The organism is Bacillus sp. FSL K6-2819 (genome assembly GCF_038008305.1).
Taxonomy (GTDB): Bacteria; Bacillota; Bacilli; order Bacillales; family Bacillaceae; genus Bacillus; species Bacillus amyloliquefaciens.
In genome coordinates this window covers 2,851,447-2,872,570 of the sequence record NZ_JBBOYV010000001.1, presented here as the reverse complement: position 1 = coordinate 2,872,570, position 21,124 = coordinate 2,851,447, and the positions used below count along the sequence as shown (strand labels likewise).

Below are 21,124 nucleotides of genomic sequence, written 5' to 3'. Positions count from 1 at the left end.
AAATATTTTAAGAAATGATGGGTTGAACATTGATATGAACTGGTTGGGACAATTACTAGGTAGCGATTGGGAGATCTTCCCCGCCGGAGGAGCTACAGGAGATGCATATTATGCGAAACATAACGGCCAACAGCTTTTTTTAAAACGTAATAGCTCACCCTTTTTAGCCGTGTTATCCGCCGAAGGCATTGTTCCGAAGCTGGTTTGGACGAAACGGATGGAAAACGGAGACGTTATTACGGCTCAGCATTGGATGGCGGGCAGAGAGCTGAAGCCGAAGGATATGAGCGGACGCCCGGTGGCTGAGCTGCTTCGCAAAATCCACACATCCAAAGCCTTGCTCGACATGCTGAAAAGATTGGGAAAAGAACCGCTCGATCCGGGCGCCCTTTTGTCGCAGCTGAAGCAGGCCGTCTTTGCCGTGCGGCAATTTTCGCCTCTTATCCAGGAAGGCCTTGCTTATTTGGAAGCGCATGTGGATCAGGTTCAATTCGGTGAAAAAGTCGTCTGCCATTGTGATGTGAATCATAATAACTGGCTTCTGTCTGAAGACAACCAGCTGTATTTAATAGATTGGGACGGCGCCATGATAGCCGATCCGGCCATGGATCTCGGCCCTTTATTGTATCATTACGTCGAAGAGCCAGCGTGGGACAGCTGGCTTGGAATGTACGGCATGAAGCTCACGGAAGGGCTGCGGCTGCGGATGGCATGGTACATGTTATCAGAGACCCTCACCTTCATTGCCTGGCACAAATCAAAAGGAAACGACAAAGCGTATCATGATGCCATGGAAGAGCTTCATGCCCTGATGAAGCGGATTGTCAAGTAGTCAGGAGTACGAATTCATCTGCTCCACCCATTGGGACAAATGGTTTTGGTGCTCCTGAATATGCGTGTCGATGGAATCGGCCGTGATGCCGGACTGGCTGTAGCGGTATACATCCTCGAGCACGTTTTTTATATTTGAATCAAGCCCGGTGTTGGCCATCAGTGATTTGATGACGCGCTCGAGCTGTTCATATTCGGCAACGGTCCCGCAGCAATCCAATTGATGGTCGGCCAATATGTCCTTTAATAACCGGACCTGATGTTCGCTTGTTAAGCCCATGATTCATATACACATCCTTTCTGTGTCATACATTGTGCAAAGCGGTGCGGTTTTATGCATCACATGAGTGTTCCGGACCGGGGAGCCTCTTTTTTTATGCAGCCGGGGTCTTTAAAAGGCGCTTGCGGCTCTTTTTGTTTCATGGTATGTTGTTACTCGAAATTATAGATAGAGGTGTCAATCATATGAGAATGCGCCATAAACCTTGGGCGAATGATTTTCTGGCAGAAAACGCTGACATCGCCATCAGTGATCCGGCTCAGTATAAAGGGCGGTGGAACACGGTCTTTGGCAATGACAACCCGATCCATATTGAAGTCGGTACGGGAAAAGGGCAGTTCATTTCAGGAATGGCCAAGCAGAATCCGGATATCAACTATATCGGTATCGAACTGTTTAAAAGCGTCATCGTCACTGCCGTCCAAAAAGTAAAGGACAGCGGAGCTCACAATGTCCGCTTGTTAAATATAGACGCGGAAACACTGAATGATGTATTTGAACGGGGAGAAATCAAACGCGTATATTTAAACTTTTCTGACCCTTGGCCGAAAAACCGTCATGAAAAACGCCGTTTAACGTTTAAAACGTTCTTGAAAAAATACGAAGAAGTAATGGGCGAAACAGGTGAGATTCATTTCAAAACCGATAACCGCGGTCTATTTGAATACTCCCTGAAGAGCTTTTCCGAATACGGCCTGCTCCTGACGGATGTCAGTCTCGATCTGCACAACAGCGATCCGAAGGGCAATATTATGACAGAATACGAAGAAAAATTCTCCGCGCTCGGCCAGCCGATTTACCGGGCGGAAGCCAAATGGAGAACAAAAGACAGACTCTGATGCGGGAGTCTGTTTTTTTATGCCGCCATTTGCTACCATTACATCAGGAGGGATGAAGATGGAGACATTGAATATTGGGAATATTTCATTAACGTGGCTGGACGGCGGTGTGACGCATATGGACGGGGGAGCGATGTTCGGCGTTGTCCCGAAGCCTTTATGGTCGAGAAAATACCCCGTAAATGACAAGAACCAGATTGAATTAAGAACAGATCCGATTCTCATCAGAAAAAACGGCCTGAATATATTGGTTGACGCGGGTATCGGCAGTGGGAAATTCTCCGATAAGCAGAAAAGAAATTACGGCGTAACACAGGAATCCAATCTGAAAAAATCTCTCAGTGAGCTGGGGCTTTCCTGTGAGGATATTCATATTGCGGCGATGACCCATCTTCATTTTGACCATGCATGCGGTCTGACGGAATACAGCGGAGATGAGCTTGTCTCTGTTTTTCCGAATGCCCGTATTATCACTTCTGCGACAGAGTGGCACGAAATGAGAAACCCTAATATCAGATCGAAAAATACATATTGGAGAGAAAATTGGGAGGCGGTACAAGATCAGGTCGAAACCTTTGATAACGGGTATCAGCTGACAGAAGGCATTACGATGCACCACACCGGCGGCCACAGTAACGGACACAGCGTAATTGTCTTAGAAGACGGAGGGGAAACGGCTGTGCATTTTGCCGACCTGATGCCGACAAACGCTCATAAAAATCCGTTATGGGTGCTGGCGTATGATGATTATCCGATGACCTCGATTCCGCAAAAGCAGAAATGGCAGACGTTCGCAGCGGAGAAAGACGCCTGGCTGATTTTCTATCACGACGCGATTTACAGAGCGGTAAAATGGGGCGAAGACGGTGAAGTGGCTGCGTCTGTCAAGCGGGAGAAAAAATAAGCGGGCCAAATGATTTACCTGTATGAATTTCGGGAATAAAAGCAAACCTAAGACAAATTGCTTTGAAAGGAAGAGACAGGTGAATCAATTTCAAGTGACGAAAGATGGAGAAATCAAAACAACCCTGCGCGGCTTAGAATTGCTTTCTACGCCCTTTTTAAATAAAGGGGTGGCCTTTACACAGGAGGAAAGAAAAGAACTCGGACTCGAGGGATTTCTGCCGCCGAAAATATTGACAATCGAAGAGCAGGCGAGACGGGCTTACGAACAGTTCAGTTCGCAGCCTGATGAGCTGAGCAAAAATGTGTACTTGACCGCTCTCCATGACCGGAATGAAACGTTATTTTACAGGCTGCTAAATGATCATTTAGGCGAAATGCTGCCGATTGTATATACGCCGACCGTCGGCACAGCGATCCAGCGTTACAGCCATGAGTACAGAAAACCCCGCGGTCTGTATTTATCAATAGATGATCCTGAGGGAATGCGCACTGCATTTCAGCAGTTCGGAAAAAATGAAAATATTGATTTAATCGTTGCGACGGATGCCGAGGGCATTTTGGGAATCGGTGACTGGGGTGTCGGCGGCATCGCCATTTCTGTCGGAAAACTCGCTGTGTATACGGCAGCGGCGGGAATTGACCCGTCAAGAGTGCTTGCGGTCGTATTAGATGCCGGGACAAATCAAGAAAGTCTTTTAAATGACCCGCTGTATGTCGGAAACCAGCATTCAAGAGTCCGCGGCGAGAAATATGACCGTTTTATTGATGAATATGTCTCGCTTGCGCGGGAAACGTTCCCGAATGCGCTGCTTCATTGGGAGGATTTCGGTACGGCTAACGCCCGCGGCATATTAAAACGGTATAAAGATAAAGTCTGTACGTTTAACGATGACATTCAAGGAACGGGCGCGGTGTCGCTTGCAGCAGTGTTAGCCTGCGCAAAAGCATCAAAAGTGCCTTTAAAAGAACATAAAGTCGTTGTCTTCGGCGCGGGAACGGCCGGCATCGGAATTGCTGAGCAGCTCCGTGAAGCAATGGTGCATGACGGATTAAGCCAAGAAGAATCATACAGCCATTTTTGGTGTATCGACAGAAACGGACTGTTAACGGATGACATGAAGGATTTGCGTGATTTTCAGGTTCCGTACGCCCGGCCTGCTGATGAAGTGAAAGAGTACAGCCGCAGCGGTGAAGGCGGATCAATTGATCTGGCGGAGACGGTGCGCCAGGCGAAGCCGACGATTCTGATCGGCACGTCCACTGTATCAGGCGCATTTACGGAAGAAATCGTCAAAGAAATGGCCTCTCATGTCAAGCGGCCCGCTATTTTGCCGATGTCAAATCCGACCACTTTATCAGAAGCAAAACCAGAAGATTTAATAAAATGGACAGAAGGCCGTGCGCTTGTCACAACGGGGAGTCCGTTCCCTCCTGTTGCGTATAACGGCGTTACCTACCATATCGGACAGGCGAACAACGCGCTCGTATTCCCGGGACTCGGGCTCGGCACGATTGTGACGAAAGCAAGGCTGATTACGGACAATATGTTCGTTGCCTGCGCGAATGCCATTGCCGGTATGGTCGACGTCGGCAAGCCGGGGGCGCCGATGCTCCCGAAAGTGGAGGATCTCAGGACGGTATCAGCAACAGTAGCGGTAGCCGTAGCGAAAGCGGCCATTCAGGACGGTGTAGCGGAAACGGAACCCGAGGATCTGATCCAAACGGTGCAAGACGCGATGTGGCACCCTGTATACAAACGGATTCGGCCGATGTAACCGAATAAAGCCCAAAACGCTGATGGTTTTGGGCTTTATTTTTTGCTTGTCCGAATTATGAGGCGACAGAATCAATGACATCGACAATCTGGCCTGTTTTTGCATTGACCATAACTTCATATTGCTCCAGCTCGCCAAATGCCGAACGTGTCACGCCAGTTTTGTATACCTGGATGGTTTCTCCGTTTACCTGGTAAGGCTCGGGCTCTGTGTATATCCATGATCCATCTATCGGCCCGCGCTGTTTAAAAGCCGCTTTCACGATGCGCAGCGCTTTTTCTGAAGAGATATAAGGTTTCATTGCATACTTTTTCACTGCGATGGCAGCGCATAATCCGACTCCCGCACCTAAGAGAAAATGACGTAATTTCAATATGAAGCACCTCCAATTATGTCGTAGTTTTTATTATACAGAAGATGCCAGACGGTGTTAAGTAAAGCGGCGGTTTTACAGCCCATTCAATTTGAGAACTTGGAAAACGGTTGTTTTTCTAATAAAATAAAAGCACTACATAGAAATGAGGGGAAAATATGAATGAGGAAACGAAAACGCTTTTCCGGACGCTGACGCAGCTTCCCGGCGCACCGGGAAATGAACACCAGGTCCGCTCCTTTATGAAACGGGAGCTTGCGAAATATGCGGATGACATCGTGCAGGACAGACTCGGAAGTGTTTTCGGCGTAAGGCGGGGCGCTGAAGATGCGCCCACCGTTATGGTAGCCGGCCATATGGATGAAGTCGGATTTATGGTGACGCAGATTACGGATAACGGCATGCTGAGATTTCAGACGCTCGGCGGCTGGTGGAGTCAGGTGCTTCTTGCCCAGCGCGTCGAGGTGCAGACGGATAACGGACCTGTCATCGGCGTCATTTCTAGCATCCCGCCCCACATTTTAACGGATGCCCAGCGCGCCAAGCCGATGGAGATCAAAAATATGATGATTGATATCGGTACCGATGATAAAGAGGACGCGGTCAGAATGGGGATCAGACCGGGTCAGCAGGTCGTGCCGGTATGCCCGTTTACTCCTATGGCCAATGAGAAGAAAATATTGTCCAAAGCGTGGGATAACCGCTACGGCTGCGGATTAAGCATTGAATTATTAAAAGAGCTGCACGGAAAAGAGCTGCCGAACAACCTGTACGCCGGAGCCACCGTTCAGGAGGAAGTCGGCTTGAGAGGGGCGCAGACAGCAGCCAACATGATTCAGCCTGATCTCTTCTTCGCACTTGATGCCAGCCCGGCAAATGATATGAGCGGCGATAAGGAGCTGTTTGGCCGTCTCGGCGAGGGAGTGCTGCTCCGCATTCTCGACAGAACGACGGTCATGCACCGCGGGATGAGAGAGTTCGTCCTTGATATGGCGGAAACGCATAATATCCCTTATCAATACTTCGCTTCAGGCGGGGGAACGGATGCCGGAAGGGTCCACATTTCAAACAGCGGGGTTCCGTCTGCCGTCATCGGCATTTGTTCAAGATACATCCATACAAATGCCGCCATCATCCATGTCGACGATTATGCCGCGGCGAAAGAAATGCTCATTAAGCTGGTCATGGCGAGTGACAAACAGACGGTCGAAACGATCAGAGAAAATGTGTAAAAAAATAAGCAGGCCCTCATAAAGGCGGCCTGCTTATTCTGTTTCAAATAAATAAGAGAGTGCTTTCATCGCTTGATTTACGGTTTCCACCGTTATATTCGCTTTTCCGGAAAGCTCTTTCAGAGGATGATGCAGCTCTTTCGGGCGGATAAGAATGAGCGGCTTTCCTTTTGCGATGGCATAAGAAGCATCCATCGCGGTATTCCACTGTTTATATTTCTCGCCAAACAGGGCGATCACAAAATCGGCTTTTTCCATCAGCACCTCTGTACGGAAATTGTTGATATCAGAAGCTCTGGCGTCTTTTAAAACAGAATCAGGCTGCTCGCCCATAATCTCTTCTCCGATATTGTCTGAGCGCTCGTGGTTTTCCATCGGGCCAACAAATGTAATCGGCAGGTGCAGCGCTTTTGCTTTGTTCTTGATCTCGTCCCGCCAATTGCTGTGGATTTCACCGGCTAAGTACACGACAAACTGCATCTTTTGCTCCTCCTTTTATACATATTCAGATTTTCGTACGGCTATAAACAAAATGGTAAACGAAACTTACTTGATAATGCAAATGAAATATGATAATGATATTGCATATAGTTGGTCTTGCTGTAAGCAGTCTGGTATGATCCAATTGGACTCAGCATACAAAAAACTCAAAATCCAAATGGAGGAATCACAATGAAAAAAATTGAAAGCACGGAAGAATTGCAAAAAGCGGTACAGGACGATTGGGCGGTATTTATGTTTTCAGCGGATTGGTGCCCGGACTGCCGCTTTGTGGAGCCGTTTCTCCCTGAGCTGGAAGCGGACTATCCTGAATTCACGTATTACTACGTAGACCGCGATCAGTTTATTGATACATGCGCGGAATGGGAAATCTACGGCATTCCGAGCTTTGTGGTGTTTAACGGAGGAAAAGAAGTGAACCGCTTCGTCAGCAAAGACCGCAAAACGAAAGAGGAAATTGAGCAATTTTTAACCGATTCCCTCGCTAAAGCGTAAAGGAGGCCACAGGCTTTGAAAATGACGTCAAGGAAGCTGTCGGATCTATTAAAACAGCGCCTGCAGCACGAGAACCGATCCTTCTTTTTTGACAGAGAAAAAGACACCCTCCGTGTTGAGGATCAAACGACTAAAAAAGGCATTACATTGGAGCTCCCGCCGATCATCGCCAAGTGGGAGACAAAAAAAGAAGAAGCGATCGACGAGATCGTCTACTATGTGTCAGAAGCGATGGAGGCGATGGGCGGCAGCGGACAGGAGATGACCGGAAAGGAAGCCGGAATCTATCCGGTGATCCGCTCCACATCATTTCCCGATCAAACGGGCGACGGCATTCCGCTCGTGTATGATGACCATACGGCCGAAACCAGAATCTACTACGCGCTTGACCTCGGCAAAACGTACCGCTTAATTGACAGCCGGATGCTTGAGAAAGAAAACTGGACAAAAGAACGGATCAGGGAGACGGCGTCATTCAATCTCCGCTCTCTCCCTTCCGTCGTCAAAAAGGATACGGTTGCGGGCAATTATTTTTATTTTTTCAGGGCGAATGACGGCTATGACGCCAGCCGGATTCTCAATGATTCGATTCTTCATGAATACAAGCAGGCCGCTGAAGGTGAATTAGCGATTTCTGTCCCGCATCAGGATGTATTAATACTTGCTGACATTCGAAATGAATCGGGTTATGATATTTTAGGGCAAATGTCCATGAGCTTCTTTGCAAGCGGCACGGTGCCGATTACGGCCCTTTCATTTCTGTACAATGAAGGCAGACTGGAACCTGTGTTTATCATGGCGAAAAGCCGGCCGAAAAAGGATTAGAAAGGATTTTTCTTATGAACGCTTTTTACAATAAAGAAGGTGTGGGAGATACGCTTCTGATCTCTCTTAAAGATGCAGCACGCGAAGAAATCAGCTATGAAAGAGAAGGCGATGTCGCAAGAATCTTTAACAAAGAAACAAAAGAAACGACGGGCTTTAACATTTTTAACGTGTCTTCTTATTTACAGATTGAAGACAACGGCCCCGTCGCTTTGTCTGAGACATTCGTTCAGGACGTGAATGAAATACTGAACAGAAACGGCGTTTCAGAAACACTGACGGTTGACCTTTCTCCGAAATTTGTTGTCGGTCACGTAGAATCGAAAGAAAAACATCCGAATGCGGATAAACTGAACATCTGCCAAGTGAATGTGGGAGAAGAAACCCTTCAAATCGTTTGCGGCGCTCCGAACGTGGACAAAGGACAGAAAGTCGTCGTCGCTAAAGTCGGCGCGGTGATGCCGAGCGGGCTTGTGATTAAAGACGCTGAACTAAGAGGCGTTCCGTCAAGCGGCATGATCTGCTCCGCGAAAGAACTCGCTTTGCCGGATGCGCCGCAGGAAAAAGGCATTCTTGTTCTTGAAGACAGCCGCGAGGCCGGCGAAGCATTTCAATTCTAACTCCCATAAATAAGCGCACAGAATCGAATGATGTGAGGGAAAGCCGTTAAGCATGTCTGCTTAACGGCTTTCTTCTGTTGGGAGCTTAATCTTTTCTGAGCCGCCCGGCAATGGTATACTAAATATCGTCCCAGACTACTAAAAAGGGAGTTAGAGAGTGATTAAACATGAGTTGGCTGAATAAATTTTTTGACTTATTTTTAGGTGAAAAAGAAGAAGAGCATGAACTTGAACCGAACACGCATGCACAAGTCCCGAAAGAGCATATACCGGATCAGCCAGAAGGCAAATTAACGCGCATGGAAGATCCTAAAATATATTATGAATATCCGAAAGGGAATTTCCGCTTCCCTGTCGTTCCGGACGGCTATAAGCGGACGGAACAAAGACAGCAGGAAAGGCACGAACGCCGCCGCCAGCCTTCACGGGGTTATGCCGCCGCGAAGGAGCATACGGAAAGGAAAGAGCATACATATAAAGAGCCGGATACGGTGAAAAAGCCCTTTAAACCGTCATCCATTCCTTCACCGGTCTACGGCTTTCAATCTCAGCACAGCATTAAAAAAGCGCCTAATCCCCAAAAACAGCGTGAAGAGAGCGTAACATTGCTGTCAGAGGAGCAGTTTGATCCGCCAAAGTCCGGTCAGGAAACGGAAAAAGAGCCCGTATTCACAGCATCCGGCCTAACTAAACAGACAAATACCCGGCCGGAACCGTTAACGAAACAGGAAACGGACGAATACCCGGCCGCCAAACAAGAGCAGCTGCACTCTGAGACTGAAGCGGAAGAGCAGGTGTACAGAGCGTCCGAACCGCCGCAGTCTGAAGACTCGCAGCAAACGGAAAGCGCGGTGCCTGCCGGCTATCCGGAAGAACAAGAGCATGAACAAACCGAGCCATCTATAAAAGAACCTGAGTATGAAGCACCCCTGCCGGCTGAACACACAGAAGACCAAGCGCCGCCGCAGGAGGAGTATCAGCAGCCTGAGCCGGAAAAAGCCCGGCCTTTTGAAACCGCGGAAGAACCGGTGTATACATACTCAGAAGAACAAGAAGAAGTTCAGCCGCAGTCTGAAGACCGGCCTGAATTGCCTGAAGCTGACGTGAAACAGGAAGCAGATCCTCAGCCTGAGTACAATGATGCCCCTCAGCAATCAGAACCGGAGCTTGAGCCTGTAAACATTGAGACGGCCGATGCCCCGGCCCGGCCTGCTGAAGAAAAAACCGATCACACCGCACAGCCTGCGAGAAGAGCGGATCGGCCGAGAGAGCGTAATGTGCCGTTTAACGTCATGATGCTTAAAAGCGATAAACACAAGCAGACGAAGACGCCAGAAGGCGGTGCGGGCTATGTCTTTCCTAATCTGTCGCTTCTGGACGTGCCGCCGGCGCAAAGACAGGACGACCAATCATGGATTGAAGGACAGCGCGAGCTTTTAAACGTTACGCTGAAAAACTTTAATGTGCGCGCCCAAGTCGTTCATGTCACACAAGGCCCATCTGTCACACGATTTGAAGTGCATCCTGAGCCCGGAGTGAAAGTGAACAAAATTACAAATTTAGCAGATGATATAAAACTGAGTTTATCTGCCAAGGATATTCGGATTGAGGCGCCGATCCCCGGTAAAAACACGATCGGCATTGAAGTTCCGAACCGCGTAAGCAAGGTCGTCGATTTACGGCAGATGATCAGAAGCGCCGCTTTCAGGGAGAATCCGTCTCCGCTTACAGCCGCGCTCGGCGTCGATATTTCCGGAAACCCGGTCGTCATTGATTTGAAAAAGATGCCGCACGGATTGATTGCGGGTGCCACGGGATCGGGAAAAAGCGTCTGCATCAATACCATTTTGGTAAGTCTGCTTTATAAGGCGGATCCGAGCGATGTCAAAGTGCTTCTGATTGATCCGAAAATGGTGGAGCTTGCGCCTTATAACCAAATTCCGCATTTGGTCAGCCCCGTCATCACAGACGCCAAAGCCGCGACCGCCGCATTAAAATGGGTTGTGGAAGAGATGGAACGGCGGTATGAACTGTTTGCCCATTCGGGTGTAAGAGATATCGGCCGCTTTAATGAATTAACGGCCGATCATAAGACCGGCGAAAAGCTCCCTTACCTTGTTGTGGTCATTGATGAGCTTGCTGATTTAATGATGGTGGCGCCGAACGATGTGGAAGAAAGCATTGCCAGAATCGCGCAGAAAGCGAGAGCCTGCGGCATTCATCTGCTTGTCGCGACACAGCGTCCGTCTGTCGATGTCATTACCGGAATGATCAAAGCGAACATACCGACGAGGATTGCATTCTCCGTCTCAAGCCAGGTAGATTCCAGAACGATTATCGACATGGCGGGAGCGGAAAAGCTTCTCGGAAAAGGCGACATGCTCTACTGGGAAAACGGCACCGGAAAACCGGTGCGCCTGCAGGGCAACTTTGTGTCCGACAGAGAGATTGACCGCGTCGTCTCCCATGTCAGAAAGCAGCTGCCGCCTTCTTATTTGTTTGAACAGGAAGAACTGATCAGGCAGGGAACCGCCCTCAAGGAAGAGGACGAGCTGTTTCCTGAGGCGTGTCAATTCGTCGTGGAACAAAACAGCGCCAGCACCTCAAGCCTTCAAAGAAGGTTCAGAATCGGCTATAATCGCGCCGCGAGGCTGATTGACATGATGGAGGCTGAAGGCATGATCTCAGAAGCGAAGGGCAGCAAACCCCGCGAAGTGCTGATTACGGCCGCTGACATTTCTCAAGAATAAGAATATCGTTCATTTTTCTCACAAACATGGTATGATAGTGGATGGACCATCAAACTGCATCACTGTCACGCGCTGAAATATCATGCGGCAGGTTTAATCAAAAAGAAAGTTACAGATACTGACGATAACGTAAAAATAAATGGAAGCGCCGCTGTTTGGGCTTTTTGCCCGCGGCGGTCGCAAAATGAAATGAGCGTCATATACTGGGGAACAGATAGACGTTTGTTGGAGGTACGATTATGACTGTTTATCATTTTGTTGGAATAAAAGGGACAGGTATGAGCCCGCTTGCTCAAATCTTGCATGATACAGGATATCAGGTGCAGGGATCGGATATCGAGAAGCAGATTTTTACTCAGGCTGCCCTTGAAAAAAGAAATATCCCGATCTATCCGTTCAGCGCCGATAACATCAAACCCGGCTTAACGGTAATCGCCGGAAACGCATTCCCTGATTCTCATCCGGAAATCGCAAAGGCGCTTGCTGAGGGGATTCCTGTTATCAGATATCATAAATTTTTAGCTGAATACATGAAAAAATATACAAGTGTCGCGGTAACGGGCGCACACGGAAAGACGTCCACAACGGGCCTCTTAGCACACGTGATGCAGCAAGCGAAGCCGACTTCGTTTCTTATCGGGGACGGAACGGGCAAAGGAAATGAAAGCAGCGAATACTTTGTATTTGAAGCCTGCGAGTACCGCCGTCATTTCTTAAGCTATCAGCCTGATTATGCGATCATGACGAATATTGATTTTGACCACCCTGATTATTTCGCCAACATTGACGATGTGTTTGATGCTTTCCAAAACATGGCGCTTCAAGTCAACAAAGGCATCATTGCCTGCGGTGATGACGAGTACCTGCCGAAAATTCACGCCAATGTGCCTGTCGTTTATTACGGCACGGGAGAAGAAAACGATTTTCAAGCGAGAAACATCGTAAAAAATACCGAAGGCACGACATTTGACGTCTTTGTCCGCAATACGTTTTACGATACGTTCTACATCCCGGCATACGGCCATCACAATGTCCTCAATTCATTAGCGGTCATTGCGCTCTGCCACTATGAAGAGATAGACGTGAACATGATTAAGCTCGGACTTGAATCATTCGGCGGCGTCAAACGCAGATTCAATGAAAAAGTGATCGGCAGCCAGGTGCTGATAGACGACTACGCCCACCATCCGACTGAAATTAAAGTCACGATTGAGGCGGCCCGTCAAAAATATCCTGAACGTGAAATCATCGCGGTATTCCAGCCGCATACGTTTACACGGACGCAATCTTTCCTTGATGAATTCGCAGAAAGCTTAAGCGCCGCCGATCGCGTATATCTGTGCGACATTTTCGGCTCAGCCCGCGAGAACGTCGGAAAGCTCACCATCACGGATCTGCAGGAAAAAATCGATAACGCAGAACTCATTGAAGAGAATGACACATCCGTGTTAAAAGCGCATGAAAACGCAGTGCTGATCTTTATGGGCGCCGGAGACATTCAAAAATATATGAGAGCTTATGAAAACGTCATAGCGTAACAAAAAAGCAGTGGGGCTCTCACTGCTTTTTTGCGCGTGCTGTAAAGGGATTTTCCGATAAACGGAGAAATAGTATACAGACAGCCCCTTTCATATATGTTTATCATTTTCATAATTGGGTATATACCATTATATCCTGCAATAAGGAGGTATTAGATGATTATCATTCTTTACTTAAGCGTCGCACTCATTGCCGTAGCATTTCTTATCCTCGTCATTTATCTGTCCAAAACATTAAAGTCTGTGCAGATGACCTTAACAAACGTTGCGTCGACTTTAAACGGCCTTGAAGGGCAGATGAAGGGCATCACCGCAGAGACCGCCGAGCTGTTACATAAGACAAACCGTCTCGCGGAGGATATTCAGGAAAAATCAGAGAAATTAAATACGGTTGTCCATGCTGTGCAGGAAGTGGGAACTTCCGTCCAGCAGTTTAATACATCCATAAAGCAGGCAGCCGGTTCCGTTTCGGCCTCTGTAAGAGAGAACCAGGACAAGATCAGTCAGGTTGTCACCTGGAGCCAGGCGGCTATGGAAATATGGGACAAGTGGAAGCAAAAGAAAAAAACATCGCTTTAATCATAAGAAAAATCCACTAAGGAGGAATCATAATGAGCAAAGATGGAATCAATAGTAAGGATTTTTTAATCGGAACGCTGATCGGGGGAATTATCGGCGCGACAACAGCTTTGTTTCTGGCGCCTAAATCAGGCAAGGAGCTGCGCGACGATCTCGGCAGCCAGGCCTCTGCATTAAAGGATAAGACGGACAGAATGACGGCCGACGCGAAAGAAAAAGGCTCTCAATATGTCAGCATCGCCAAAGACAAAACATCTAACATCACCCAGCTGGTAGCTGATCAGTCAGGCCAGATTATGAATAAAGTGAAGGATTTAAAAGACCGTTCTAAGAGCACACTAACTGAGAAAGCCGAAGAGACGAGAAGCGAAATGCAGGATACGGCTCAAAGCATCAAGAACGAAGCGGAAGAAGCCGCGGAAACAGCCGGTCAGGCAAATCGCTGATCTTCAATAAGGAGAGATAACCGACATGACTAAGCAGCTGATATCGTCAGAAGAAGAGTTCAAAAATGCCGCTGAGAAAGAAAATACGCTCGTGTTTTTGAAACACAGCACAACCTGCCCGATCAGCCAAGCGGCGTTTCAAGAGTTTGACGCCTTTGCATCGGAGCATACAGAAGTGCCTTCTTATTACCTGCAGGTGCAGGACAGCCGGCCGCTTTCAAACTATATCGCCGAGACCTACGGCGTGAAACATGAAAGCCCGCAAGTATTCGTCATTACAAACGGCGAAGTGAAATGGCACGCGTCTCATTCACAAATTACAAAAAACGCAATAGAACAGCATCTTTCATAATTGCTTGCCGCCGGATAATACCGGCGGTTTTTTTTTGAAAAAAACTATTGATCATTTCAGACATATCATGTAGGATAACATTATACGTTACTTCAACGCATAAAAGCTTAAAAGCGTTTTTGTGATAAAGCAGAATGTGAAAAAATTTATTATTTCATATTCCTATTTTCGCATAACTGTAGTAAGATGCATGTTAACTATTAAAATAAAACATAGCATAGAAGGGATGAAAAAGATGAGCAACAAGGAATTAGAGAACCTAAGACAGCAGGCAGACGCACTAAACTTAGAAATCCTTAAATTAATCAATGAACGCGGAGCCGTTGTAAAAGAAATCGGTAAAGCAAAAGAAGCACAGGGTGTCAACCGATTTGACCCTGTCAGAGAGCGTACAATGCTTAACCGCATTATTGAGAGCAATGACGGCCCATTTGAAAACTCAACAATCCAGCATATTTTCAAAGAAATTTTCAAAGCCGGCCTCGAGCTTCAAGAAGAGGATCACAGCAAAGCGTTGCTCGTCTCCCGGAAGAAAAAAGCAGAAGATACAATCGTTGATATTAAAGGCGAAAAAGTCGGTGACGGCGATCAGAGATTCATCGTCGGACCTTGTGCCGTAGAAAGCTATGAGCAGGTTGCGGAAGTAGCTGCCGCAGCGAAAAAACAAGGCATTAAAATCCTGCGCGGAGGCGCGTTCAAACCCCGCACAAGCCCGTATGATTTCCAAGGTCTCGGCGTAGAAGGCCTGCAAATTCTCAAACGCGTCGCTGATGAATATGACCTCGCGGTGATCAGTGAAATCGTAACGCCTGCCCACATTGAGCAAGCGATTGATTACATTGACGTCATTCAGATCGGCGCACGGAACATGCAAAACTTTGAATTGCTGAAAGCCGCCGGTTCCGTTAAAAAGCCGGTATTGTTAAAACGCGGTCTTGCCGCAACGATTTCAGAATTCATCAATGCAGCTGAATACATCATGTCACAAGGAAACGACCAAATCATTCTTTGTGAGCGCGGAATCAGAACGTACGAAACAGCAACGAGAAATACACTCGACATTTCTGCCGTGCCGATTTTGAAGCAGGAAACTCACTTGCCGGTGTTTGTTGACGTAACACATTCAACAGGCCGCCGCGATCTCCTGCTTCCGACAGCAAAAGCGGCGCTTGCGATCGGCGCTGACGGCGTTATGGCTGAAGTTCACCCTGATCCTTCCGTTGCCCTTTCAGACTCTGCGCAGCAGATGGATATTCCTGAATTCGAGAAATGGCTGAACGAATTAAAGCCGATGATGAAAGTAAAAGCATAATACAGTGTTCCGCTCTTTAAGGCCGCCGTGTGCGGCCTTTTTTCGTTTCTTCATTTTATTTAATTATAAAATGAAAGTGAACGTTTTCATCATTGGGAAAAACGTGTATAATTTCATGAGAAGTATTTAAATTTGATGAATAATGAAAAATAATGTACACTACTGACTTACGCTTACAACCATAAACGACAGAATGCGAAAACGTACGACATTTCTTTACATAAAGTGTTTATGCTATAGATAAGGATAAGTGTATCCAGTAAAAGGAGTGGTTTCAGTGAGCAACATTACGATATACGATGTGGCCAGAGAAGCAAATGTCAGCATGGCGACTGTTTCCCGCGTCGTAAACGGCAATCCGAATGTAAAACCGACGACCAGAAAAAAAGTATTGGAAGCCATTGACCGCCTCGGCTACCGCCCGAACGCGGTGGCAAGAGGACTGGCAAGCAAAAAAACGACTACGGTCGGCGTCATCATCCCTGATATCTCAAGTATTTTTTACGCGGAACTTGCGCGGGGAATTGAAGATATCGCGACGATGTACAAATATAATATTATTTTAAGCAATTCAGACCAAAATCTCGAGAAGGAACTGCACCTGTTAAATACGATGCTCGGTAAACAAGTAGACGGTATCGTATTTATGGGCGGCAACATTACGGACGAGCATGTCGAAGAATTTAAGCGCTCTCCCGTTCCGATCGTATTGGCTGCGTCAGTTGAAGAACAGGGCGAGACGCCTTCTGTCGCCATTGATTATGAACAGGCGATTTATGATGCCGTCAAGCTTTTCATTGATAAGGGGCATCGCGATATCGCATTTGTCTCCGGACCGATGGCAGAGCCGATCAACCGTTCGAAAAAACTGCAAGGGTACAAACGGGCGCTTGAAGAAGCGGGCATTGCGTTTAACGAGCAGTTCGTGGCGGAAGGCGATTACACCTATGATTCCGGGATGGAGGCGCTTCAAAGCTTGATGGGCCTTGACCGGAAACCGACGGCGATCCTTTCTGCGACGGATGAAATGGCTCTCGGCATTATTCATGCGGCCCAGGATCAGGGTATGTCGATTCCTGACGATCTTGACATTATCGGTTTTGACAATACGAGATTGAGCCTGATGGTCCGCCCTCAGCTTTCAACAGTCGTGCAGCCTACGTACGATATCGGCGCCGTGGCGATGAGACTTTTGACAAAACTGATGAACAAAGAGCCGGTTGAAGAGCATATCGTTGAATTGCCTCACCGCATCGAATTAAGACAATCAACCAAGTCATAAGAAAAACGGAAAAGCAAGCTTCACTCTGCCTGAGTGGAATCTTGCTTTTTTACTTGATAAGGAGAAGATATGAAACGTTTTGATTATCTGACACCCGTTGGATTTATGTTAGGCTGTATTATTGTCGCAATCGGAATTCTGTCAGGAACGGGACTGGCGGGAATCAGCTCATTTTTAGATCTGACTTCTTTTTTAATCGTAACAGGCGGCCTTGCCGCAGCGGTGTTTATCAGTTTTCCGCCGCGGGATTTAAAGAAAACCCCATCTGTTTTAAAACAGGTATTCTCCCGTCAGGATGATAATGTGAAGGAGCTTGTCAGAGTATTCGTCAGCCTTGCGGAGCAGGCGCGCAGGCAAGGGCTGCTGTCTCTGGAGGATCAGGCGCGTGAAATCAAAGACCCGTTTTTAAAAAAAGGGTTATTGCTTGCGATAGACGGCTGGGACGAGGAAACGATCCGGCTGGTGATGGATTCAGAGATCGCCGCGATGGAAGAAAGGCACAGAAAAGGCAGACGCGTTTTTGAAAAAGCCGGTGATTTTGCGCCCGCCTGGGGAATGATCGGGACGCTTGTCGGACTCGTGCTCATGCTTAAAAACTTAAATGACCCGCATACACTCGGGCCGAATATGGCTATTGCGCTATTGACGACGCTGTACGGGGCGCTGCTTGCCAATTTGGTGTTTATCCCTATCGCGGCAAAGCTTGAAGAAAAAACCGAAAGTGAAATTTTCATCAAGCAGGTTATCATCGAAGGTGTTGTCGGCATCCAATCGGGAAAAAATCCCCGCAATCTCGAAAGTCAGCTCGTCGTTTTCAGCTCAAGAGAAGACTGGCGTAAAGGACAGCCTTCGAACAAGAAAAAGGGCGCTGTCCATGAAGCTTAGAAAAGAGCGTTTTGAACGAAGGAACAAACCGGGAAATACAGGAGGTTCACCAAGATGGATGGTGACGTTTGCCGACTTGATCACGCTTATTCTCGTGTTCTTTATATTGCTTTTTTCGATGTCGCAAATAGACGCGGAAAAATTTCAATCAGCCGTTACTTCGATTCATACAAACGGCAGCGGGGGTGAACCAGCGTCATCAAGCAAAGCAAACGAAAATAGTGAACAGGATTTGCTGTTGCAGAACGTGAAGACATACATAAAAACGCACCATTTAAGTTCCAAAATGACGGCGAAGCGCGATGAGCGCGGAGTGGTTCTTGTGCTGCAGGAGGCCGTTCTGTTTCAGACTGGAAAAGCGGATGTGCTGAAAAACGCTGAGCCAGTCCTGCATCAGATCGCGGTGCTTTTGAAAACACTTCCGAATGCCATACAGGTTGAAGGCCATACGGACAGCCGCCGGATTTCCACCTATCAATTTCCGTCGAACTGGGAGCTGTCATCTGCAAGAGCGGCGAGTGTGATCCGTTATTTTACCGCAAAAGAAGACTTTTCCGCCAAACGGTTTATTTCTGTCGGTTACGCGGATACGAAACCTGTGAAGGACAACAAAAGCATCAGACATATGAAAGAAAACCGCCGTGTAGAAATTGTCATAAAAAAAACGACCTCCTCGTAAGGTCGTTTTTTATTTTGTTTTATACCGCTGCTCAGACCGGATGGCAAAAAGCGCTTTTTCCACGGTTTGGGCATTTTTTTCTGAGATTTCTTCTTTTCGGGGAATCGGAGGATATAATTGGTCAGGATCACTCCAAAAAGCGGGCAAGGTATAGGGAGAGTGTTTCTGCCATTTTTGAATCCACTTCTGCGGTATGCGCTCCCCGGGATCAATCCCTTTCATCTCAAGCCATATGCGGCTCCATGCTCTCGGGACGACTCTCCAAATATCGTACCCGCCGCCGCCGACCGCGATCCATCTGCCGCCGCAATATTGATGGGCCAATGAGTGAGCGAGCCGCGGGATCTCTTGATAAATGGAGATGGTATTGGACAGGTGTGTCAATGGATCGTAATAATGGGCATCTGCTCCGTTCTGAGTCAGAATCACATCCGGCTTAAAAAAAGCCGCGATTTCCGAGGCGGCCGTTTTGTAAGCGTGAAGAAAGGAATCATCCTCTGTGAAGGCGTCCAGCGGGATGTTAAAAGAATAGCCGTAGCCTTGGCCGCTTCCTTTTTCCAGTACCTGTCCCGTCCCGGGAAATAAATAACGCCCGGTTTCATGAAAAGACACAGTGCAGACATCAGACCTGTCGTAAAATGTAAATTGAACGCCGTCGCCATGATGGGCGTCGGTATCAATGTATAACACCTTTGCCCCGTAGTTTTTCTGAATGTATTGGATGGCCACGGCGCTGTCATTATAGATACAAAAGCCCGATGCCCTGCCGCGAAAGCCGTGGTGAAGGCCGCCTCCTAAATTGCAGGCATGCCTTGCTTGTCCCGTCATGACATAATCGGCCGCTGTTAAGGTGCCGCCCACAAGAAGCGATGCGGCTTCATGCATGCCGGCAAAAACGGGGGTGTCTTCCGTTCCGAGCCCGTAGCTTTCTCCTTCTTTGGCAGGGAGCCGGCCCGCACCCGCCAGTTCCACAGCCTGTATGTAATCCTCCGTATGAACGAGAGCCAGCTCTTCTTTAGAGGCCGTGCGGGGAGCGACGATATCTCCCTCTTCAAACGCGTCCGCCGCCTGAAGCAGATCGTATGTCAAAAGCACGCGCTGCTGATTGAACGGATGTTCCTGGTGAAATTGATATGTCTGATAAGAAGGCGAGTAAACAAAAACGCTGTCTCTCATGACTGATCCCTCAAATGTTTCGGCCACAAGACATTGTATCCGGCCTCATGAACGGCATGGATGAAAGGGAGCGGATTCATCGTCTTCACCCGAAAGACGAGTATATTCGAGCCGGCTGAATCATGGGGATAGACGAGCACACTCAGGATTTGCAGCTGAAGATCACGGCACATGCAGCTGAGATCAGCAAGGCTTTGGGTCATATCCGTCACCAGGATTTCCACCTGTGATCCCGGCTGGGCTGCGCCTGTCAGGCTGACGAAAGTCCGAAGTACATCGGTTTTGGTTAAAATGCCTGTCAGCTTATTGTTTACCGTGATCGGCAGACAGCCGATGCCATGCTCATAAAAAGAAGCGGATATTTCTTCCACGAAATCAAGCGGATGGGCGCAGATGACATTCCGTTTCATAATGGTTTCCACTTTGTTTGTCAGAAACGCGCCGCGGTCTTCTTGTTCAAAGCTGCTGTCCGGGCCGGCCTGTTTAATGTCCCTGTCTGTGACGATACCGGCGACGTGCAGGTCTTCGTCGGTGACAGGGAGATGACGGATATGATAGGCCTTCATTTTGCGTACGGCTGTTTCAATGGAGTCGTTTTTTGTGACGGTGATGACATCCCGCTTCATGATTTGTTCTGCAATCATTTTTTTATCCCCTTTGTATGTCAGTCAATACATAAATCGCTGATAAAAACGAAGTCTGTCGAACTGTTCGATTGACTCCTGACTGACGTGCCTGCCGATGCGGGCCATCAGACAATTGGCCGGATGAGAGCTGATTTCCGGTTCATCCGTTGCAAACCAGACAAGACCCCCGGCATTCATCATCTTTTCCATAATCTTTCTGTATTCCCACACGTCTTTTTTCATTCCTTTTAAATCCCAATGCCAGTAATATTCCGTCGTCATGATGATGTAATGTTCCATCTGTTCATCCATCATGCTGACTGTCAGCAAAGTTTTTCCGACAGAACAGCCCCTGTAGCCGGGAGCGACCTCGATCGCCCCGAGTTCAAGGAGGTCTTCCATATTTCCGTCAGACCACCGTTCAAGCGGATCGGGATATAAATACGTCACATAGCCGATAATCGTCTGTCCGTCCCTGGCGATAATGATCCGCCCTTCGGGAAGCCCGGCTATCTCGATTAACGCTTTGTGCTGTTCATGAGGAAGGCGAAAGGCTGTCAGGCCTTCATGAAACTCATACTGTGCTAAGTCCTCTGGAGGAACGGGCCCTTCTACTAAAAGAGGGCCGGCTGCTGTCTGAATAGATGTAGAATGGTACGTTTTATGATGTTTCACTGATTCACCGCCTGTCGGTTCTTAATAAAAACACATCTCCTTTAAGCATAACAAATTATAAAGCGTTTTCAATAGTACAGTAATTTATATTTTAAAAATTGAGAAAACTGTGAACTTCTACTATAATTAGTCTATAGATCAGCAAAG

Annotated in this window: 23 protein-coding genes; 17 read left to right on the top strand and 6 right to left on the bottom strand. The window is 47.8% G+C overall.

The genetic code is table 11. The features are described from left to right. Positions 1 to 34: 34 nt before the first annotated feature. Positions 35 to 832: a phosphotransferase family protein gene (locus tag MHH91_RS14940; RefSeq protein WP_013353225.1), complete on the top strand. Its 798-nt coding sequence runs from the start codon at positions 35 to 37 to the stop codon at positions 830 to 832. On the opposite strand, the gene MHH91_RS14935 is transcribed toward MHH91_RS14940, so the two are convergent. Continuing rightward, positions 833 to 1,111 (bottom strand): YtzH-like family protein, encoded by a 279-nt coding sequence (locus MHH91_RS14935; protein ID WP_013353224.1) that lies wholly within the window; start codon positions 1,109 to 1,111, stop codon positions 833 to 835. It lies immediately after the preceding gene. A gap of 185 nt (positions 1,112 to 1,296) precedes the next feature. Between MHH91_RS14935 and trmB the strand changes: the two genes are divergently transcribed. The 3 genes from trmB to MHH91_RS14920 all read left to right on the top strand — a co-directional run bounded on the left by trmB (position 1,297) and on the right by MHH91_RS14920 (position 4,631). Then, on the top strand, positions 1,297 to 1,950 hold the full coding sequence (gene trmB / locus MHH91_RS14930) for a tRNA (guanosine(46)-N7)-methyltransferase TrmB (protein ID WP_013353223.1): 654 nt from the start codon (positions 1,297 to 1,299) through the stop codon (positions 1,948 to 1,950). A 58-nt stretch (positions 1,951 to 2,008) separates the two neighbouring features. Continuing rightward, positions 2,009 to 2,854, top strand: a complete 846-nt coding sequence (locus tag MHH91_RS14925) for a YtnP family quorum-quenching lactonase (protein WP_014470833.1) — start codon at positions 2,009 to 2,011, stop codon at positions 2,852 to 2,854. Positions 2,855 to 2,933: 79 nt separating this feature from the next. Next, the gene (locus tag MHH91_RS14920) at positions 2,934 to 4,631 is read left to right on the top strand and encodes an NAD-dependent malic enzyme (protein WP_014470832.1); all 1,698 of its coding nucleotides are present in this window, start codon (positions 2,934 to 2,936) and stop codon (positions 4,629 to 4,631) included. Between the two features lie 55 nt (positions 4,632 to 4,686). Here the strand turns inward: MHH91_RS14920 and MHH91_RS14915 are convergent, their stop codons facing one another. After that, a complete protein-coding gene (locus MHH91_RS14915) occupies positions 4,687 to 5,004 on the bottom strand; it encodes a PepSY domain-containing protein (RefSeq protein WP_003152366.1) in 318 nt (105 codons plus the stop codon). Between the two features lie 158 nt (positions 5,005 to 5,162). Here MHH91_RS14915 and MHH91_RS14910 point away from each other — a divergent pair, with 158 nt between their 5' ends. Beyond that, positions 5,163 to 6,236 carry a M42 family metallopeptidase gene (locus MHH91_RS14910; RefSeq protein WP_013353221.1) on the top strand — a complete coding sequence of 358 codons (1,074 nt, stop codon included), beginning with the start codon at positions 5,163 to 5,165 and terminating at the stop codon, positions 6,234 to 6,236. Between the two features lie 33 nt (positions 6,237 to 6,269). On the opposite strand, the gene MHH91_RS14905 is transcribed toward MHH91_RS14910, so the two are convergent. Beyond that, the gene (locus MHH91_RS14905; RefSeq protein WP_014470831.1) at positions 6,270 to 6,716 is read right to left on the bottom strand and encodes a YtoQ family protein; all 447 of its coding nucleotides are present in this window, start codon (positions 6,714 to 6,716) and stop codon (positions 6,270 to 6,272) included. 192 nt (positions 6,717 to 6,908) lie between these two features. On the opposite strand from MHH91_RS14905, the gene MHH91_RS14900 reads away from it, so the two are divergent. The 12 genes from MHH91_RS14900 (at position 6,909) to motS (ending at position 18,500) form a co-directional block, all read left to right on the top strand. Then, complete coding sequence (locus MHH91_RS14900; RefSeq protein ID WP_013353219.1) at positions 6,909 to 7,232, top strand: thioredoxin family protein; 324 nt, start codon at positions 6,909 to 6,911, stop codon at positions 7,230 to 7,232. 15 nt (positions 7,233 to 7,247) lie between these two features. Beyond that, positions 7,248 to 8,057, top strand: a complete 810-nt coding sequence (locus MHH91_RS14895; protein ID WP_013353218.1) for a DUF1444 domain-containing protein — start codon at positions 7,248 to 7,250, stop codon at positions 8,055 to 8,057. A 14-nt stretch (positions 8,058 to 8,071) separates the two neighbouring features. After that, positions 8,072 to 8,677, top strand: a complete 606-nt coding sequence (ytpR, locus tag MHH91_RS14890; RefSeq protein ID WP_013353217.1) for a YtpR family tRNA-binding protein — start codon at positions 8,072 to 8,074, stop codon at positions 8,675 to 8,677. Between the two features lie 167 nt (positions 8,678 to 8,844). Further along, positions 8,845 to 11,427, top strand: coding sequence for a DNA translocase FtsK (locus MHH91_RS14885; protein WP_013353216.1), 2,583 nt, complete (start codon positions 8,845 to 8,847; stop codon positions 11,425 to 11,427). A 239-nt stretch (positions 11,428 to 11,666) separates the two neighbouring features. Next, entirely contained in the window at positions 11,667 to 12,965 is a 1,299-nt protein-coding gene (murC, locus tag MHH91_RS14880; RefSeq protein ID WP_013353215.1) for a UDP-N-acetylmuramate--L-alanine ligase, read from the top strand. A gap of 156 nt (positions 12,966 to 13,121) precedes the next feature. Further along, a complete protein-coding gene (locus MHH91_RS14875; RefSeq protein ID WP_013353214.1) occupies positions 13,122 to 13,544 on the top strand; it encodes a DUF948 domain-containing protein in 423 nt (140 codons plus the stop codon). A gap of 32 nt (positions 13,545 to 13,576) precedes the next feature. Further along, positions 13,577 to 13,990 carry a YtxH domain-containing protein gene (locus tag MHH91_RS14870; RefSeq protein ID WP_013353213.1) on the top strand — a complete coding sequence of 138 codons (414 nt, stop codon included), beginning with the start codon at positions 13,577 to 13,579 and terminating at the stop codon, positions 13,988 to 13,990. A gap of 25 nt (positions 13,991 to 14,015) precedes the next feature. After that, on the top strand, positions 14,016 to 14,342 hold the full coding sequence (gene ytxJ, locus MHH91_RS14865; protein WP_013353212.1) for a bacillithiol system redox-active protein YtxJ: 327 nt from the start codon (positions 14,016 to 14,018) through the stop codon (positions 14,340 to 14,342). A gap of 235 nt (positions 14,343 to 14,577) precedes the next feature. Further along, the gene (locus MHH91_RS14860; protein WP_013353211.1) at positions 14,578 to 15,654 is read left to right on the top strand and encodes a bifunctional 3-deoxy-7-phosphoheptulonate synthase/chorismate mutase; all 1,077 of its coding nucleotides are present in this window, start codon (positions 14,578 to 14,580) and stop codon (positions 15,652 to 15,654) included. A 277-nt stretch (positions 15,655 to 15,931) separates the two neighbouring features. Continuing rightward, positions 15,932 to 16,936 carry a catabolite control protein A gene (gene ccpA, locus MHH91_RS14855; protein WP_013353210.1) on the top strand — a complete coding sequence of 335 codons (1,005 nt, stop codon included), beginning with the start codon at positions 15,932 to 15,934 and terminating at the stop codon, positions 16,934 to 16,936. A gap of 69 nt (positions 16,937 to 17,005) precedes the next feature. After that, a complete protein-coding gene (motP, locus tag MHH91_RS14850) occupies positions 17,006 to 17,821 on the top strand; it encodes a flagellar motor protein MotP (protein WP_013353209.1) in 816 nt (271 codons plus the stop codon). Beyond that, entirely contained in the window at positions 17,811 to 18,500 is a 690-nt protein-coding gene (motS, locus tag MHH91_RS14845) for a flagellar motor protein MotS (protein WP_041481663.1), read from the top strand. The genes motP and motS overlap by 11 nt, the downstream gene beginning before the upstream one ends. Before the next feature lie 9 nt (positions 18,501 to 18,509). On the opposite strand, the gene MHH91_RS14840 is transcribed toward motS, so the two are convergent. The 3 genes from MHH91_RS14840 to MHH91_RS14830 are packed head-to-tail and all read right to left on the bottom strand — an operon-like array spanning position 18,510 to position 20,977. Next, positions 18,510 to 19,676, bottom strand: a complete 1,167-nt coding sequence (locus MHH91_RS14840) for an acetoin utilization protein AcuC (RefSeq protein WP_014470828.1) — start codon at positions 19,674 to 19,676, stop codon at positions 18,510 to 18,512. Next, positions 19,673 to 20,320: an acetoin utilization AcuB family protein gene (locus tag MHH91_RS14835; protein WP_014470827.1), complete on the bottom strand. Its 648-nt coding sequence runs from the start codon at positions 20,318 to 20,320 to the stop codon at positions 19,673 to 19,675. The genes MHH91_RS14840 and MHH91_RS14835 overlap by 4 nt, the downstream gene beginning before the upstream one ends. Before the next feature lie 24 nt (positions 20,321 to 20,344). Next, complete coding sequence (locus tag MHH91_RS14830; protein WP_013353205.1) at positions 20,345 to 20,977, bottom strand: GNAT family N-acetyltransferase; 633 nt, start codon at positions 20,975 to 20,977, stop codon at positions 20,345 to 20,347. Positions 20,978 to 21,124 lie beyond the last annotated feature (147 nt).

Excerpts from the sequence above, each read along its gene's own strand:
- MHH91_RS14940 (WP_013353225.1), top strand. The coding sequence starts at position 35 with ATGAACTGGTTGGGACAATTACTAGGTAGCGATTGGGAGATCTTCCCC.
- MHH91_RS14935 (WP_013353224.1), bottom strand. The coding sequence starts at position 1,111 with ATGGGCTTAACAAGCGAACATCAGGTCCGGTTATTAAAGGACATATTG.
- trmB (WP_013353223.1), top strand. The coding sequence starts at position 1,297 with ATGAGAATGCGCCATAAACCTTGGGCGAATGATTTTCTGGCAGAAAAC.
- MHH91_RS14925 (WP_014470833.1), top strand. The coding sequence starts at position 2,009 with ATGGAGACATTGAATATTGGGAATATTTCATTAACGTGGCTGGACGGC.
- MHH91_RS14910 (WP_013353221.1), top strand. The coding sequence starts at position 5,163 with ATGAATGAGGAAACGAAAACGCTTTTCCGGACGCTGACGCAGCTTCCC.
- MHH91_RS14905 (WP_014470831.1), bottom strand. The coding sequence starts at position 6,716 with ATGCAGTTTGTCGTGTACTTAGCCGGTGAAATCCACAGCAATTGGCGG.
- MHH91_RS14900 (WP_013353219.1), top strand. The coding sequence starts at position 6,909 with ATGAAAAAAATTGAAAGCACGGAAGAATTGCAAAAAGCGGTACAGGAC.
- ytpR (WP_013353217.1), top strand. The coding sequence starts at position 8,072 with ATGAACGCTTTTTACAATAAAGAAGGTGTGGGAGATACGCTTCTGATC.
- MHH91_RS14885 (WP_013353216.1), top strand. The coding sequence starts at position 8,845 with ATGAGTTGGCTGAATAAATTTTTTGACTTATTTTTAGGTGAAAAAGAA.
- murC (WP_013353215.1), top strand. The coding sequence starts at position 11,667 with ATGACTGTTTATCATTTTGTTGGAATAAAAGGGACAGGTATGAGCCCG.
- MHH91_RS14875 (WP_013353214.1), top strand. The coding sequence starts at position 13,122 with ATGATTATCATTCTTTACTTAAGCGTCGCACTCATTGCCGTAGCATTT.
- MHH91_RS14870 (WP_013353213.1), top strand. The coding sequence starts at position 13,577 with ATGAGCAAAGATGGAATCAATAGTAAGGATTTTTTAATCGGAACGCTG.
- ytxJ (WP_013353212.1), top strand. The coding sequence starts at position 14,016 with ATGACTAAGCAGCTGATATCGTCAGAAGAAGAGTTCAAAAATGCCGCT.
- MHH91_RS14860 (WP_013353211.1), top strand. The coding sequence starts at position 14,578 with ATGAGCAACAAGGAATTAGAGAACCTAAGACAGCAGGCAGACGCACTA.
- motP (WP_013353209.1), top strand. The coding sequence starts at position 17,006 with ATGAAACGTTTTGATTATCTGACACCCGTTGGATTTATGTTAGGCTGT.
- motS (WP_041481663.1), top strand. The coding sequence starts at position 17,811 with ATGAAGCTTAGAAAAGAGCGTTTTGAACGAAGGAACAAACCGGGAAAT.
- MHH91_RS14840 (WP_014470828.1), bottom strand. The coding sequence starts at position 19,676 with ATGAGAGACAGCGTTTTTGTTTACTCGCCTTCTTATCAGACATATCAA.
- MHH91_RS14835 (WP_014470827.1), bottom strand. The coding sequence starts at position 20,320 with ATGATTGCAGAACAAATCATGAAGCGGGATGTCATCACCGTCACAAAA.